The sequence below is a fragment of the Rubinisphaera margarita genome, assembly GCF_022267515.1.
Taxonomy (GTDB): domain Bacteria; phylum Planctomycetota; class Planctomycetia; order Planctomycetales; family Planctomycetaceae; genus Rubinisphaera; species Rubinisphaera margarita.
In genome coordinates this window covers 71,668-87,557 of sequence record NZ_JAKFGB010000012.1, presented here as the reverse complement: position 1 = coordinate 87,557, position 15,890 = coordinate 71,668, and the positions used below count along the sequence as shown (strand labels likewise).

Genomic DNA, 15,890 nt, shown 5'->3' with positions numbered 1-15,890 from the left:
TCACTCGCGAGCTATGATACATCGTCATCGCTGATAAATTGGAAGCAATTGATAGGCGGGTGTGAGTGCCAGAACGGCCAGTGACGTCGAATAACATTCTCCGAACAGTTCCTCCTTGCCGATCCCCGGCCGCCAGTGTCCTTCCGAGTTCTGGACCTCCAAAAGATTGCTGGCGATCTGTGGAAAGAGTTGATTCCAGGTATCTCCGCCAACCTGAGCCACGGCTTGCGAAGTGTAGTACGTGGCCAGATAAAAGTAGCCGTTCTCAAAGAATCGAGGATATTCCCGGCTTCGCAGCCAGCGAATCGAATCGACCACGCCCGGATGATCCTGACGTCCGCCGAGAATGAGCGTTAATGTGGCCGAGGATGTGTTCGCGAGCGTGATCTGCGGGTTTCCGTTCGGATCGGACTGACGCGGCCGATACCGGAATACTCCGCTTTCGTGCTGAGAGACGTCGTCTTCGTAACAGCGCTGAACAAAGTCGAGTCCCTCATCGAAGTAGAGCTTGGGAATATTGAACTCGGCATTCCGAGCCGAGCGAAGAAACATCAATGCCCAGCCCGTCACCGACATATCGGCACTGGCGTTTGGACCTTCTGGATAACCGTATCGCCAGCCTCCGTGGTCGGAAGCCGCCCCCTTCTGCCAGGTCTGAACTTCCCGATGATAAAGCAGTGCCCGGGCCAGAGCAGCTTCGACGCGTCGGGACTGCTCGCCGGTCGTCATTCCGTAGACTTCGCCCAGCATCAGCCCGGTAATGGCGTGGTTGTAGTGCACGGTTTGAGCGGGATTCAGATGATGGCTCGGCGGAACGACCGGCAGCATCGAAAAGTAGCCTCGGCGGGACTGCGTCGACAGCGTGAAGTCGATCGCTTTGGAAATTTGCCGCCCGTAAGGTCCCTGGTCCGGGATATGCCCCCGCGAGAGAAACGCCATGACAGCCATTGCCGTGACCGCCGGCTGTGCGTTCTCCGAACTCGGAAATCGTCCATCTTCGGCCTGTTGACTCGCCAGCCATTCCAGGCCGGAGTCAACCGCGGACTCAATGCGAGACCATTCCTGCGGCGGCAACGCGTCGCTGAGTTGCGTGGTCGCCGTCATATAAGGATTCGACTTCTCCTGTCCGTTCGACTCGCTGACAGGAAAGCCGGAAAGCACAACGAAGACTCCGCAGAACGCATTGAAAACGGTCTTCTTCAAGGAATTCATTCGGTTTCCTCCTGCATCGTTCGCGAAAGCTGTTGCAGGACCTGCTGGTACTGTTCAATCGATTTGCGGTACTCCTCCGGGGGCTGATCGCCCTTCATCTGCCACAGGCCTTCGCCAAGTGTCGACAGGACCCGGTTCCACTGTTCGTCAGGAACCATCTCGCCGCGAGCCATCGCCCGGATCGATTCCTGAACCTGATCCGCTTCCGCGAACTGCTGCCAGCGGGCGGCTTCATTCACATTCTGACGGGTCTCTTCCTGAATGCGGGCGAGCTCCTGTTTGAGACGTTGCAGTCGCTCGCGCTGCTGGGAATTTAAAGTTTCATCCTTGAGCTGCTCGTCAAGATTCTGCATCGACTCGCGAAGCATCTCCTGCATTCGTTGCTGAGCCTGCTGCATGTCTTCATCGACTTCAGACGGATCCTGATTTCGATTCTCTCGCCGGTTCCTCGGCTGTTGCGGCGGTGGCATAGACTTCGTTTTCTCGGCTCGAGCCATTGCTTCCTCGTTGGCGTCTGCCAGGTCTCTGGTGGCGGCTCCTCGATTCGAGTACAGATCGGCCAGTTCTCGCAGGTTCTGCGGACGATCGGGAATGCCCAGCAGAGCATCGATCCCCGGTTCCCGTTCCAGTTGAGCGAGAAAGCGATCGAGCGTCGGATCTTCCAGATCTGCGATATTCGGATCACGAACGTCCTGCTCGTCCAGGATTTCAACAACCTTGCGGCGGATGTCATCGAAGGTTTTCTCGGCGTCTTCGAAAGCATCGAGGACATTGATTAGTCGAGCTTCCGCCTCCGGAAGTTGATCACTCTGAAAACTGAAGGTACTGGACTGCTGATGAACAGTAATCGTTTCCATCTGACGTTGCAGTTTGTTGATCAGATCGACAATCTCCTGCGGAAGCTCGATCTCTTCTTCTCGTTGAAACTCGGCTCGGAGATCGTCTTCAATTCCGAGCAGACCGGCTCTCAATTCTTCCGTCGCGATTGTGAGACGAATTTGGTCCCGGTTGACGAGATCCCCATAGTGCCGTTTCCCGATCGCCTGCATCATCTGCGCCCAGTTGACGATCAGATCTTCGACAGCCTGCAGTTCAACGCGGCGGTTGCCGACATAGTCGCTCACTTCCTCTGATGACGCGTACTCGAAACCGAGCCGGTCGAGGCCGACTTCGATCTGTTCGGCGACCATTGCCATCCGCTGGGACTGCTGACGTAACGTCGTTGCGAGCCCATCATCGCCCGAGGCCAGCCAGGTCTGTAGATTCTTCTCGACCTCTCGCGAGAGCGTTTCCAGTTCCTCAATGCGGGCAATCAGAGCGGCCTCCATGCCGTGGGATTTCTCGAGGATGAGCGGCAGCTGACTCTTGGATCGCTCCGTGAAGTGGGAAATCTCCTTGGTCAGCGTATCGATGGCGTACAGCCTGAGTTCCAGAATGACCGTCCACAGATCGTTTCTCTGCTCGGGCTCGATCCCGTTCCAGCCGCTCAACTCGCTGTAGATTTCTTCCTGTCGTTCGTGCAGCTCACTCAACTGATTTCGCAGGGACGCCCGGCGTCTCTGAATGGAACCGAGAAATCGAGACAACAGTCGCGGGTCATCGGCCAGCAACTGCGAGAACTCCCGGAACATCTCCCGACGCAAGCGTCGTACTTCGGCATAGCGCTCCAGATAGGCCTGATCGACTTCAATCACGGCCATCTTCCGCTCCAGGGGATTGCGGTTCTGAGTCGCTTCCCGCATCAAATGATGGGCCTTCTCCACGTAAACTTCGTAGAGCGTCACTCCCTCTTCCAGCGCTTTCGCCGTTTTCCGTTCCCGCTCCGCCTTGTCGTACCGCTTCAGCAACGCCTGCAGCAGCTCCCGAGCACGCGTGACGTGATGCGCCGATCGCTGCAACATCGAATCGGTCGATTCCGGTTGACGTCCTGCTCGAAAGAGAAAATCGCGTGCGGGTGTCACATGCATGCGTGAGATTTCCATCATTTGCAGGCCGACGAAGGCGAAGCGATTGTCGCGCGTGTCCTCCCGCAGTTGGGCGACATCGGTTTCAATCGAGGCAAAGTCTTCATCCAGTCTTCGCATCTGCTCAGGACGATCAGCATCTCGCAACTGATGTTCGACCAGTTGCTGCATTCCCGCTTCAATTGTTCGGAGTCGCTCTTCCAGCCGGACGATCCATTCCCGAAGACTCAGGTCTTCGCCAGCCGTCTCGTCGGAGCGAACGACTTCGGCCAGTCGCTCTGCAATCCGCAACTTCCGCCGACCGGACTCGGTCTGCTGGGCCAGCTGGTTGTTGAAGTTGACATCGACCGGCGGGCGTCCCGAATCGGCTTCCCCTGAACCGGACTGCTTCGACTTCTGACGGGCTTCTCCCGATTGAGATTCCCGTGTGTCATCGGTCGACGAACCCTTTGAACGCCCTTCACCGTCTCGTTCCCTGGGATCGGTCGTTTCAGCCTCGTTCGGACTGACTTCCCGATCCGTCATCTCGGCGTCAGGAGTCTGTTCCTTCCCCGCCGAGGAAGAACCGTCCGGACTCTCAACCCCCGCAACAGGCGGTGATCCTGGCTTCTGGTTGTTGTCCTGCTTTCCCTCACGCGGGGAATCGTCCGATTGCGGCAACGGCGGTCGGGGCAAAACCGCCGGCTGCTCCCGGCCGGAATTCGATTGAGCAGAAGCCAGCATATCTGCAGCCAGAGCATCGTCCGTCACTTGTCCGGTCTCGTTCGTGTCCGGTTTCTTTCGGCTGTGCGAGTCCCCGGATGGCGAATCGGCCCTGGCCATGGATTCTGCTGAGGGTTCAACCGTGGGTCCATTCGGGTCGACCAGTGGCTCGAAGCCGGAATCACTCCGCTTGACGCGGTCCGAATCGAGTTCGACCTCGCGGTTGTCCGAGACCCGGACGGCGTAGCTGATGTTCTCGCCAATCTCGAGATCAAGCGATTTGAGATCGAACATCACATCAACCGAAGCAGTCTTGCTCCCTTTTTGGTCTCCCAAGTCAATCTGCTGGCGGGCCAGGACCTTCGGGTTTCCGTTCTCATCCTTCTCGGTCTCCGAATAGATGACCAGTTCGGCCTCTTCGACACTGAAGTCGTCGTGAGCTTCGAAGCGAAACTCGAGCATGTCGTCTTTGGCCACAGCCTGTTCTTCAGTTTTGCCGACAACGCGAGCGACCGGCAGTTTGTCGATAAGCACGTGCAGATGACAGGAACGGGTCAACTCGTTGGTCAGGCCGTCTCGACTCGTCATGACGGGAGTCAGCTTCAGGTCTTCGATGAGCTGGGTTTCAAAGGAATACCAGCCAAGCTCGTCCGGCTCCATAAAGAGAGTCTTGCCGAGCCCATCGGGACGATCGGGAGAAAGAGTCAGACCCAGCTCAAAGGATCTCAGCGGCATACTGGGACGCATTCGGAGTTTAACGCGACTTCCCTGCAGAACAGAAAGATGCCGGGGCAGGATCGACTTGGTCGAGGGCTCCTGCTTCGCGTACTCCGGAGCGATAATCGTCAGTTCCACTTCTGAAAATTCGGGAGCGTCGATAACGGCAATCCTTTGCCAGGAGGTCGCGGCATCGCCGGCTTCGAGTCGATAACGAAACGGCTCCGAAGCCCGCAGTTCGTGCACGAACAACGCTTCATTGTCCGCAGTCGCATGCAGGCGAAGCTGATCGGTCTTCCCCGATTCGAACTCCACGAAAAGCATCCCGTGCGTTCTCAGCAAGCCAGACTGCACAAAACGCAGCTCAGTGATCTCTCCTCGCGGAAGTGGCGAGAACACACGGTCAAACGTCAGCTGCGTGGCGGTCACCTGAGTGGTCGGAAACAGGAATCGCTGCAGCAGCACCGACGTCTGCCCCCAGTTCAGCGCCAGGAACCCGAGCAGAACAATGAACATGGCAGCCACGGCAAGTAACGCCCACTTCAGTGTCCGGGAACGACTGATCTGCCGAGGATCGACCAGTCCGGCGAGCGCCACGGCTTCGTTAATGACCTGCGTGAACATTTCCCACTGAAGGGACGCGGAACGATATCCATTGGCCGACTGCATCTCCACCACTGTGGACCAGCGTTCTTCGAGCTGCGGCACATGGCGATCAACCCGGGTCGCCACTGCTCTCTGACGGAGGGCCTGTTGCAGACGTGGAATAAGATGATAACAGAACGCACCCACGCCACCTCCGAAAGACAGAGCCGTGAGGGCGACCCGCAGTCGCGTATCGGACAACGTGAACGCCCAGTCGAGAGTCATCGAGACGATCGCCGCGAAGACGAGCACTGCGATCCCGATCGCGGTCGATTCAACCAGCGCGATCGCCACCGAACGCCAGCGGATCGCGTTCAGCGATCGCTCAATCACAGTCGGCAATGCACGAGGTTCAACGATATGGGACATGGGTTACGTCCAGTTCACAGAGTCAAATTGCATTCAGGAAAGGCCGAACCATTTGCGGCAGCTCCATTCGACGCCCAGACAACAGACAATCAACCACAGATAACTCCAGCGCTGCCACAGCGGAACTCGCTGCGTCTGCTCAGTGACGATCGGTTCCAGATCAAGCAACTGCAGGATGGTGCCGATGGCGGTCGGCGGAATGACCAGTCCGTGGGAGACCTCCGCCAGCTGAGTCGCCAGTCCGCGATTACTGCGGGTGTCGGCGAGCTCCAGAGGACGATTGGCCAGAACGGTAAAACTGGATCGCGATTCCGTCTCTCCCATCGCCAGCAGCGGCTCGATTTCGGGCCCCTGCGGCTCAATCTGGTACACGCCGGTTGGCAACGGCAGGATCTCAGCCTGATACTCCCCCGGAATCCCGTCGACCGGCCGCAGAGGCACGGTCCGTTCCAGCGTCCGAGACGTCAACTGCAGCGACATTTCTTCAGAAAGAACCGGACGGCCTTCCGCATCCTGCAGTTTGACAGTGGCATAGACGGTTTCTTCCGGCGTATAGCGCGACTTCTCGGTTGCAATACGAATGAATTCAGAGCCGACGGTCATTTCCGACGCGATCGCCCACCGCATGAGCTGGCCCCAGAACCGGTAATGCAGCTGATCGCCCCGGAGAAAACGGAGGCGATAGGTTTCCGGTCCTGCCAGATAGACAATGCGTCCTCGTCCGAACGGCTGCCAGGCGAGAAACACATCGGAAACCGTGTCGGTTGGCTGCTCGTGCCCGCGTTGGACCGCGGCGATCAGCGTATGAGCCGAAGGCTTGGGGATACACCATGACGACAGATCGTGCAGCGGCGCGAACTGATTGACGAACTCCCAGGCGAGCTTCGTCTGCTGGGTCGATTCCCCAATCATCAGTGCCGCGTGATCCTCCCCTTCCCGGGTCAGCTGAAAAGCGAGATCGAGTTCGGAAGGAGGGCGGGCCGGGCCTTCGGTGACCGGAAGCCAGTCGACCAGAGGCTGCCGGCGATACTGATCAGGCATCGCATTCTGACCGGCAATGATGATGACCGTCCCGCCCCGCTGCACAGCGTACTCCTGGAGCGATTGCTGCGCACTCGCTGGAAAATGTTCCGGAGCGAGATCCCCCAGGATGACCACATCGTACTGATCCCATTGCTCCGCGGTTGTTGGAAGCGACTGAGTCTCCGCCCGGCGTCCCGTCGCAATCACCCGGGGATGAAACAGCAATTCATCGCATTCGATCTTCGCATCCCGACGGAACAACTGCGTCAGATAACGGTACTCCCAGCGGGGCATTTCGTCGGCGAGGAGCACTTTGAGATCGTTGCGGGTCACGTTCACATCGAACTCGGAGTAGTTGTTCTCTTCCGTCGCCTCTGCTTCGAGCGGCGTCACGGCAATCTGGAAGGTCTGATTGCCAATCTCAGAAAGCTGACGTTCGAACCGGACAATTCTGCTCACGAAGTCGCTCTCAAGGGCAATCTCCCGAAAATCGAGCGAGGTTCCTTCCTGCAGCAGTTCAACAAGACACTTCTCGCCGGCCAGCTCGTAACCTTCCAGCGTCACTTCGATCACAACGTCGTCGTTTCGCATGGCGACTTTGGGGGCACTCACATTCTGAACGGCCAGGTCGCGAACACGATTCGTGTTGCCAATCGGCACGACATAAATGGGCATCGAATGCGTCCGCTGCACGACGTCGCCGGGCGGATCTGTGCCGGGATGATTGTGAGCCACATCACTGAGCAGAAACATGGCCGCCGAGGCGCGTTCTGCAGGCGTTCGCATCAGCTCTTCCAGAGCGAGCGTCAGATTCGTACTCGTGCCATTGATGCGGGACTCCGATCGAGAATCGGCCTCAACCGTGCGATCGATCTGTTCGCTCCGCAACGGTGAAACCGTATCGTCAAACATGGCAAACTGAATGTCGACAGTCTCATCAACCTGAGCCAGCAGACGTTCGCGGACCTGCCGCAGACACGCCATCGCGTACTGATAACGGGATTGGGGGCCGATAACATCAGCGGTCGCTTCCGCAGAAGCCTGCTCAGAAACCGCTGCCGCCAGATGCTGCAGTTGAGCGTGCCGCTGGACGAGCTCGAACTGCAGATCGGTCAGGCTCTCCCGCCAGCTTTGCTCTTTCGGCGTTCGGCCTTTGCGAATCGCCACGAGGAGTTCTTCGAAACCGGAGAACTGGCCGGAAGAGATTGCGGTCCGTTCCTTCAGGACGCGGCTGCGAAGGTCCTCCGGAAGTGGCTCTTCACTGAGGACATCCAGCTGCGTAGTGGTCATGGCGAGGGAGTCGCCAACGCGTTGCAGGATTCGATGAACGTCCGATTCGGACCGATGAGATCGCAGTGCGATGACCGCCTCGTCGAGTTCAAGAGAAGCCTGCCCCGTGGCGGCGACCGCGGCATCGACTGCTTCCAGTGCCCTCGACGATTCGGCCTCTCGCGACGCCAGTTGCCAGCGAGCCTGATCGGCTCTTCCCGGCAGATCGACTAACGACATACTCTGACTGGCATCGATCGCAAGCGTGACCTGTTTCGGTGTCGTTTGAGTTGTAATCTGCACGCTGGTTGGAGCCAGCAACATCCAGACGACTGTCGCCAGAACAACCATCCTCAAGGCAAAGAACAGAGATGTCAGCTTTACGCCAAGAACGTACCGCTCCCGCCAGAGCGACCAGGCGAACAGCCCGATCAGCAGCAGGACCATCAGCACGGTCAGTCCGAGACTGAACGGTCCTTCCAGCGACAGGTATTCCACGTTCCGATTCATATTCGCCAGGACTTTCAAGTCGACTTGTTACTCACGAGTTCACGATCCGGACTCACAGCTTCTTCTCTCGGAGATTGCGGGTTGACCGACGTTCGAGGAGCCTCTGGCGGATCAAACATTCCCGCCGGTGCCCGGCTGGCTGGTTCGGCGGACTTGGTGCCAAACCGTTCACGGGACATCATGCCCGACAGAATCAGCTCACCGCTGAGCAGCGCAATCATGGCCAGAAAAAGGACCGACCAGACGGGAGTCTGCTGCCCCGGCTGAACCGCTTCCGATTCGATAATCTGCTGAGGCAATGTATTCAGTTCCTGCAGTCGTGCGATCTGCTCCGGACCGACCGACTGAAGATTTGACTCCGAGGGATGCCGGTTTACCAGAAAGGGAATCGGACCGCCCGGCAGTCCGGTCTGCAGCAGATACTCACCCGGCAGTGCGGTTCTGCTGCTGCGAAACTGAACGCCTTCGCCCCATGGTTCGGCGGAAAGCGAAACTTCATCGCCCAGCGGGGTTTCGAGAGTCGCGTTCAACACTTCGGCATCGGGCAGCTTGTAGGCGATTGGTTCGCCGGGCTGAAGATTGAACCGGCTCGTCTTTGGTTCCGAAAGGTACCCCAGCATGTCCTGAACGAGGACGACAAACGATTGGGAACGCGCCAGGGAACTCCACTGCAGATGCAGCGGAACGCTCTGCACGACGACGCGGCCCTGACCATAGAACCGCTCCACCATCAGCGGCTGTCCACTGTTGAGTGCAAAGAGCACCGACGAGGTGTCGGTGATCGCCGTCGATTCGAACTGGAAGTACTGATCGATCAGGATATCGCTGAGATCGAGGTCCTGTCTGACAAACGTCCGCGTCGCCGGATGGTCATCGGAATCGAGCCGAATTCGCAGAGCTGCTGCCCGATCGGAGTCATCCGGAACGGCAATGTCGGCCAGTTTGAGTTGCTGAATCGGCAGCGGAGCCAGTCCGTAGCCATCCGCATGCAGATAGTTGTTGAACTGATCGATCTCCGTCCGCGGCCCGAGTCCGATCCATAATCCGCCGCCAGCCGCGACAAACGATTCGAGCTGACGAACTGTCTGGACATCCAGCTTGTGAAAACTCGGAATGACGACCGCATGAAAGTCGTTCAGATTGAGCTGGGGCAGTTCTTCAGTCGCAACCACACGAGGCGTATAGACGGTGTGCTGTTGCAGTGGCTCCCCGTATTTCCAGCCAAGCGCCGCCTGGACGAAGTAGGCCTCCTGTTGCAGTTCGGCAAACTCCTGCTGCTCGTCCACCACGAGAATCGGAACTTCACGGATCACCTGAATCACGGCCGAGTTCTCGTCATCGGCGGCGAGCGAATCGCTGCCCGAGATGCGACACGTCACCACATACTGCCCGACTTCGGAGAAGGTGTGACGAAACAGTGCGTCATGAGAAACTTCGCCGACCAGTGAGGGCACTTCTTCTTCGTAGACCGTTTCTCCGTTAATGAGCCAACGGAGCTGGGTCGACTCCGTACTCGACTCGCCGTAGTTATGCAGCTGCGCGACCATAGGAACGGTATCGTTCTCACCAACCACGAACCGCTGTGTCTGCAGCCGATCGATGGCGACATTCGAGCTCTGCAGCGAGCCGGCATCCATGTCGATCTGTTCAAACTCAAGCGGGATCGTCGTCTGCTGCCAGGCGGCCTGAAGATCGCCCCAGGAGTCGTCCGTCACGCTTTCCCAATCTGCGGACTGAGCATCGGAATAAAGCAAAATGCGACGACTCTGCTGTCCCTGTTCAATCGGAGCCTGAACGGCGGAAAACAGAGCCGCGAGATGATCGCTCTGCCCGGCGGAGGGAAGCTGCTCGGCCAGAAGATCGGACAACATCTTCCGGGAAGACTGGTCGAGTCGGATGGGCTCGGTGGTTAGCCAGACCGGATACGGCGAGGTCAGCATGACGCGAATGTAATCACCGTCGTCCTGGGCGGCGATCTCTTCTTCCGCCTGTTGCACGGCCTGCTGAAACAGCGACTCTTCCTCGGCAGCCCGCGACATCGACAGCGAATTGTCCAGCAGGACAATCAGTTCTCCCTGAACAGACTGGCCAAACCACTGCCCGGGGAGCATCGGTCGGGCCAACGCGAGAATGAGCATGATTAACGTGAGAGCACGCAACAGCACCAGCAGCCATTGCTTCAGCTTCCGGGCCGAGGTTTTCTCCGCAGCCGCCTCCTGCAGGAACTGCATCGCTCCCCATTCGATGACAACATTGCGTCGTCGATCGAACAGGTGCAGGACCACCGGCAGAGCCGCCAGTGGCAGTGCGAACAGAAATGCCAATCCCAGAAAACTCACGGTAATTCCTCAGGAGCGTCGTTTGTTGCGCGCCATTCGCATCCGCAGGAACCAGCCGAGCACATCGGCCAGATTTTGATCGGTTGTCATTCGCAGATAATCGCCCCCCAGCCCGACGACGCGTTCCTCCAGGTCGGCCAGAAACGATTCGAACCGCTTCAGATAAGCACTTCGAATCGCGGCCGGATCGAGATGCATTGTCTGCCCCGATGATTCCAGCGAGCGGAAGGACGACCAGTGCCGAAACTCAAAGTGAACTTCTTCCGGAGCCAGGATCTGCAGCACGACCACATCGTGCCCCCGAGACCGGACCACGCGCAGGGCCCCGGAAAGCTCATCCAGATTGGTGAAGCAGTCCGAACAGAGGATGAAGAGCCCTCGCCGTTTGAACCGAGGCAGACATCCACGAATCTGCAAACCGAGATCGCCAGCGTTTGAGGCCTCGGCCGCCTGCAGCGCGCTCAGTAACGCCTGAAGATGAGCGGCGTGCTGACGCGGCGGCACGAAGTACGGGTTCTGGTCGTTGAGAATGGCCGCGCCGACTGCATCGCGCTGTTTGAGCAGCAGTCGTCCCAGGCAGGCGGCAAGCTGTTTAGCGTAATCGAGCTTCGCGGGCGTGGAGAGTCCGAACCGCATCGACCCACTTGTATCGAGGGCGAGGATGCCGTGCAGGTTCGTTTCTTCCTCGAACTGACGAATGAAGTAGCGGTCATTCCGGGCATACACCTGCCAGTCGATCTGCCGGATCTCATCGCCGGGGGCGTACTGACGATGCTCGGCGAACTCGCAGCAACCGCCCCGTGTCGAAGAGCGATGCTTCCCCGCCAGCAGGCCGTCGACAACGGTTCGTGAGAGCAGTTCCAGATGCCCGATCTGGTTCATGACCTCGGCGTCGAGCAATGCCCGTGGCGCCTCGTTCGCCGTCTGGGACGGCTGAGGTTTTCGAAATGTCGATTTCAGAAAGGAAATCATGAAGTGAGCAATTGATAAGAGAATATGTTCTGAAGCGGATCGCTCGATCGGATGACCGCGTAGCAACGCCCATTCGCGTGAAACGCTCCGTGCTACGCCTCCGGAACGGTAACCCCTGTGAGTAAACGGCTTAGATTTTCACCTGCAGCGATGCTGTGGCGTCAATCAGTTGATCGAGAATTCGATCCGCATCGACGCCGGCGGCTTCGGCGTTGAAGCTGAGAATGATCCGATGCCGCAGGACTGGAAGAGCGACCGCTTTCAGATCGGCGATCGTGGCGTGAAAACGTCGATTGAGCAGGGCTCGGGCCTTGGCGGCCATCAACAGAGCGATCGTCGCCCGCGGACCGGCTCCCCACTGGACCATCGTTTTGAGTTCGGCCGGCATCGCGTCTTCTTCCGGGCGTGTGCTGCGGACAAGGTCCAGAGCAGCTTCATAGACATGGTCGGCGACGACGACACCCCGCACGAGCGACTGCATCTCGAGCAACTGCTCGGCATCGAGCACGGTTTCGGTCTTGAAGAAGTAGTCGGTCGTCTGTCGCCTGGCGATCTCGAGCTCCTGCGCCCGATCCGGATAATGAACGTGAATCTTGAGAAGAAACCGGTCGAGCTGGGCTTCTGGAAGGGGATACGTCCCTTCCGTTTCAACCGGGTTCTGAGTGGCGAGAACGAAGAACGGCGAGGGCAACTCGTACGTTTTCCCGCAGACCGTCAACTGCCGTTCCTGCATCGCTTCGAGCAGTGCGCTCTGTGTTTTCGGCGGCGTCCGGTTGATTTCATCGGCGAGAATGACGTTCGCAAACAGCGGCCCCTCGACGAATCGGAAGATGCGTTTCCCGGTCGTGTGATCCTCTTCCAGAATCTCCGTCCCGGTGATGTCCCCCGGCATCAGGTCGGGCGTGAACTGGATCCGGCGGAAAGACATCTGGATCAACGACGACAGCGTGGAAACGAGCATCGTCTTCGCCAGCCCCGGCATCCCCTGAAGTATGCAGTGACCGCGGCAAAGCAGACTGATCAACAGCTGTTCGGAGACGTCTTCCTGCCCGACGATGACGCCGGCCAGTTGCCGTTTGAGCTCCTGCATCTGCTCGTGCAAACGGTCGACGGTCACGGCGACATCCTCTGAGACGGGTGCCTGCACCTGTCCGTGATGGTTGTTGCGAATGTCGTGTTCCTCTGCAGGTTCGGTGGTCATTTCGATTCGATTCATCATTACGTGTTCCGTAGTTAACGGGCCGTGTTCACACTCAGTTCTGCACTTCTTCGGGCTGTGCCTCGTCTGCCGATGGTTCCTTCGGCTGCGTTGTGTCCGCCTGCGGAGGCTGGCTCGCTTCGGCAGCACTCATCAGTCCGTCGCCGTCGGTATCGAGCCGTGAAAATTGCTCCTGTGTTCCCGGGAACTCCCCTCGTGTCAGATCGCCGTCCTGATTCCGATCCATCCGCGCGAACCAGGCCGGAGCCGGCGTGACCGGGCTCCCAGATACCGAAGCTGGACGACGAACGGTTGCCAGTTCTCCATGGGCGATCGGCCCGAGTCCGAAACAGAGCCGCACGGTGGGTCTGAGTTCTGTAAACGCAATCTGGCCGTCCTGGTTCACGTCATAATGGGAGAGACGACTTTTCAGGTCCCGAAGTTCCCGGATTGTAAAGCGACGGTCGGCATTCGCATCAAGTTCCGGCAACAGCGGATAGCCATCGACGACGGCAGCCAGCGAGATCTGATCCCGCCAGCCCGATTGAACCGCCTGGCATTCCAGCCAGGTGCGATCCGTGACGACCTTCAAAACCTCCTCGGCATCCTCGGCCGCAGGCTTCCAGTTCCCGGCGTCTATCGCCATGCGAATTTCGGCCTTGTCCGGCTGCGTCGTCTGGAATGCAATCGTCAACCGCAGTTGACTCTCGGAAGAGAGTGTATTGGGGTCAATCTGCGGGACGATCTGTCGGATCGTCTCGAGGAAGTCCTCGCGGCTCACATCGGCCGGCCATTCGACGAGCAACGGATGATCGTTAAACTCTGATCTCTTTGCGGCGACAAGGGCTCGTGCCCGTGTGACGATCTCTTCAAACGAGACCACGTCATCCCGATTGAGATCACAGCGGTTGATCGAATCGACGCAGTTCTCAAGCTCGTTGCCATCGATCACGTCGTTCTGATTGAGATCGAGAACGTTCCAGAGGGGTCTCTGTTGCTGACGGAACACTTGAAAGCTGGAGTTGACCAGCAGGACTTCGGGCCCATCGCACCAGGTGCTGACCAGCCAGCGAAGTTCCTCCGCATTCGGAGCCGCTCCGGTCGCCTGCTGGTATTGCCTCACTCGTTGGATGGTGCTTGTGACGTAACTGAACGGTTGAGGAGACTCCTGTTCCTCGCCGTCACCGGCCGGGGCGGCCTGGTTATCGAGAGCCAGCCGATATTTCTGCAAAGTCTCTTCCCGAGCGGCCGGAAACGGTTTCCCGTCGATGGTCGCCGTGGCTTCGATCAGCAGAAGTTCGCCCGGTGCCAGCAGCACAAAGCGGATTGTATCGCGACCCGCGTTCTGTTCGAGAAACTGTTGCGATCGGCGGAGATCGTACTGTGGCATTTTACTGGCGGGCAGTAACGGGGCATCGGTAGGAGCAACTTCCATCATCGCCGGCTGTTCCATGACCATTGCCGGCGAAGATCTCGCGGTACTCGGAGTCTTGATCTTCGCTGTGCGGATCTTCGCGGACTCGACGGTTTCCTGCGCAATGCCAGCGTCCGCCATCGTCAGTACGACGCTCATTGTGACAAGAGTTGGCCAGCCCCACTTCATGCGAGCACCTCTGAAATCGGAATGCCTTCTGCGATGGGCACGGGACGTCCATTGGGAGCGAGATTCGTTGCACTACCGCCGATCCCGATAGCTTCGCAGACAGTCGCGAGCATATCCTGCACGGAAACCTGCCCGTCGGTGACCGACATGCCGTCGGCTGTGGTCTGGCCGTAGGCTTGTCCTCCGGCAATTCCACCACCTGCGAGGACCGTTGTCCAGGCGCGGGGAAAATGATCACGACCGCCCGTGTTGTTAATCTTCGGAGTGCGGCCGAATTCTCCCATCCAGATAATTGTGGTCGATTCGAGCAGCCCTCGTTCTTCAAGATCTTCCATCAGACTGGCCCAGCCGGCGTCGAGTTCGCCGGAAAGACTGCGGACATCTTCAAAGATGTTGCTGTGCGTGTCCCAACCGACTCCACCGCTGTTGGTTCCGAGTGACACTTCTATAAAAGGAACACCCCGTTCGACCAGGCGACGAGCTAGCAGACAGCCTTGACCAAAGACCGAACGACCATATCGTTCACGAACCTCGAGCGGTTCTTCGGTCAGATCGAAGGCCTGAGCGTCGCGGCTGTTCATCAGATTGACGGCGGCTTCGTAGATGGTGTTGTGCGATGCGGGAGCGCCTGTGTCACGGGACTTCAGGAATTGAGTCTGCAGTTGCGACCACATCTTCAGACGCTTCTCCATGCGGGCGTCAGTAATCCGTTGCGGTCGCTCCAGAGATTCGACTTTCAGTTCCGCAAATCCCTGCTGCCCGCCGAGTAAGCTCCCGGGGACATCGGCTGCTCCCACGATCAGCGGATTGAATTTCGCTCCCAGGTAACCCGGCCCGAACGCTTCCTGGTTGAAGGACCGGTATGCTCCAATGCAGACGTTGGTCGGCAACGACATCTCTCCGGAACCGAGTTGATTGGCGATCGAACAGCCGATGCTCGGATAGTTCAATGGTCCCATCGGACGGTAACCGGTTCGCATGAGATACGTTCCCCGGCCATGGTCCCCTTCTTTGGTACTCATCCCTCGCAGGATGGCAAGTTTGTCAGCCTGCTCGGCCAGACGGGGCAGATGCTCGCTGAACCGAACGCCGGGGACGTTCGTCTGAATCTCCTTGAACTCGCCTCCGTTCTCATGATCGGGCTTCAGGTCGAAGGTATCGGTTTGAGACGGACCACCGCTCATCCACAGCAGGATACAATGCCGCTTCCGTTCCTTTGCCGCCGCGAGCTCCTGAGCGAATGCAGGAAACCATCCGCTGACGCTCGCTCCGCCAATTCCGGCGGAGAGCAGGGACAGCATGCTTCGTCGTGAAACTGCCGAGGTGTTGCTCATGACTCGCTTCCCAAAGTAAGTGACAACGTTTTC

General features: G+C 58.5%; 8 protein-coding genes. All 8 read right to left on the bottom strand.

Features of this window, described 5'->3' with window-relative positions; genetic code table 11:
* Nucleotides 1-24: 24 nt before the first annotated feature.
* The 8 genes from L1A08_RS08900 to L1A08_RS08865 all read right to left on the bottom strand — a co-directional run bounded on the left by L1A08_RS08900 (nt 25) and on the right by L1A08_RS08865 (nt 15,857).
* Complete coding sequence (locus L1A08_RS08900) at nt 25-1,212, bottom strand: prenyltransferase/squalene oxidase repeat-containing protein (RefSeq protein ID WP_238755984.1); 1,188 nt, start codon at nt 1,210-1,212, stop codon at nt 25-27.
* The gene (locus tag L1A08_RS08895) at nt 1,209-5,609 is read right to left on the bottom strand and encodes a hypothetical protein (protein ID WP_238755983.1); all 4,401 of its coding nucleotides are present in this window, start codon (nt 5,607-5,609) and stop codon (nt 1,209-1,211) included. The genes L1A08_RS08900 and L1A08_RS08895 overlap by 4 nt, the downstream gene beginning before the upstream one ends.
* A 33-nt stretch (nt 5,610-5,642) precedes the next feature.
* The gene (locus tag L1A08_RS08890) at nt 5,643-8,411 is read right to left on the bottom strand and encodes a hypothetical protein (RefSeq protein ID WP_238755982.1); all 2,769 of its coding nucleotides are present in this window, start codon (nt 8,409-8,411) and stop codon (nt 5,643-5,645) included.
* 14 nt (nt 8,412-8,425) lie between these two features.
* Entirely contained in the window at nt 8,426-10,750 is a 2,325-nt protein-coding gene (locus L1A08_RS08885) for a BatA domain-containing protein (RefSeq protein ID WP_238755981.1), read from the bottom strand.
* Nucleotides 10,751-10,759: 9 nt separating this feature from the next.
* Complete coding sequence (locus L1A08_RS08880) at nt 10,760-11,722, bottom strand: DUF58 domain-containing protein (protein WP_238755980.1); 963 nt, start codon at nt 11,720-11,722, stop codon at nt 10,760-10,762.
* 130 nt (nt 11,723-11,852) lie between these two features.
* Nucleotides 11,853-12,941 carry an AAA family ATPase gene (locus L1A08_RS08875; RefSeq protein WP_315860575.1) on the bottom strand — a complete coding sequence of 363 codons (1,089 nt, stop codon included), beginning with the start codon at nt 12,939-12,941 and terminating at the stop codon, nt 11,853-11,855.
* Nucleotides 12,942-12,975: 34 nt separating this feature from the next.
* Nucleotides 12,976-14,523: a hypothetical protein gene (locus L1A08_RS08870; protein ID WP_238755979.1), complete on the bottom strand. Its 1,548-nt coding sequence runs from the start codon at nt 14,521-14,523 to the stop codon at nt 12,976-12,978.
* Entirely contained in the window at nt 14,520-15,857 is a 1,338-nt protein-coding gene (locus L1A08_RS08865; protein ID WP_238755978.1) for a DUF1501 domain-containing protein, read from the bottom strand. The genes L1A08_RS08870 and L1A08_RS08865 overlap by 4 nt, the downstream gene beginning before the upstream one ends.
* Nucleotides 15,858-15,890 lie beyond the last annotated feature (33 nt).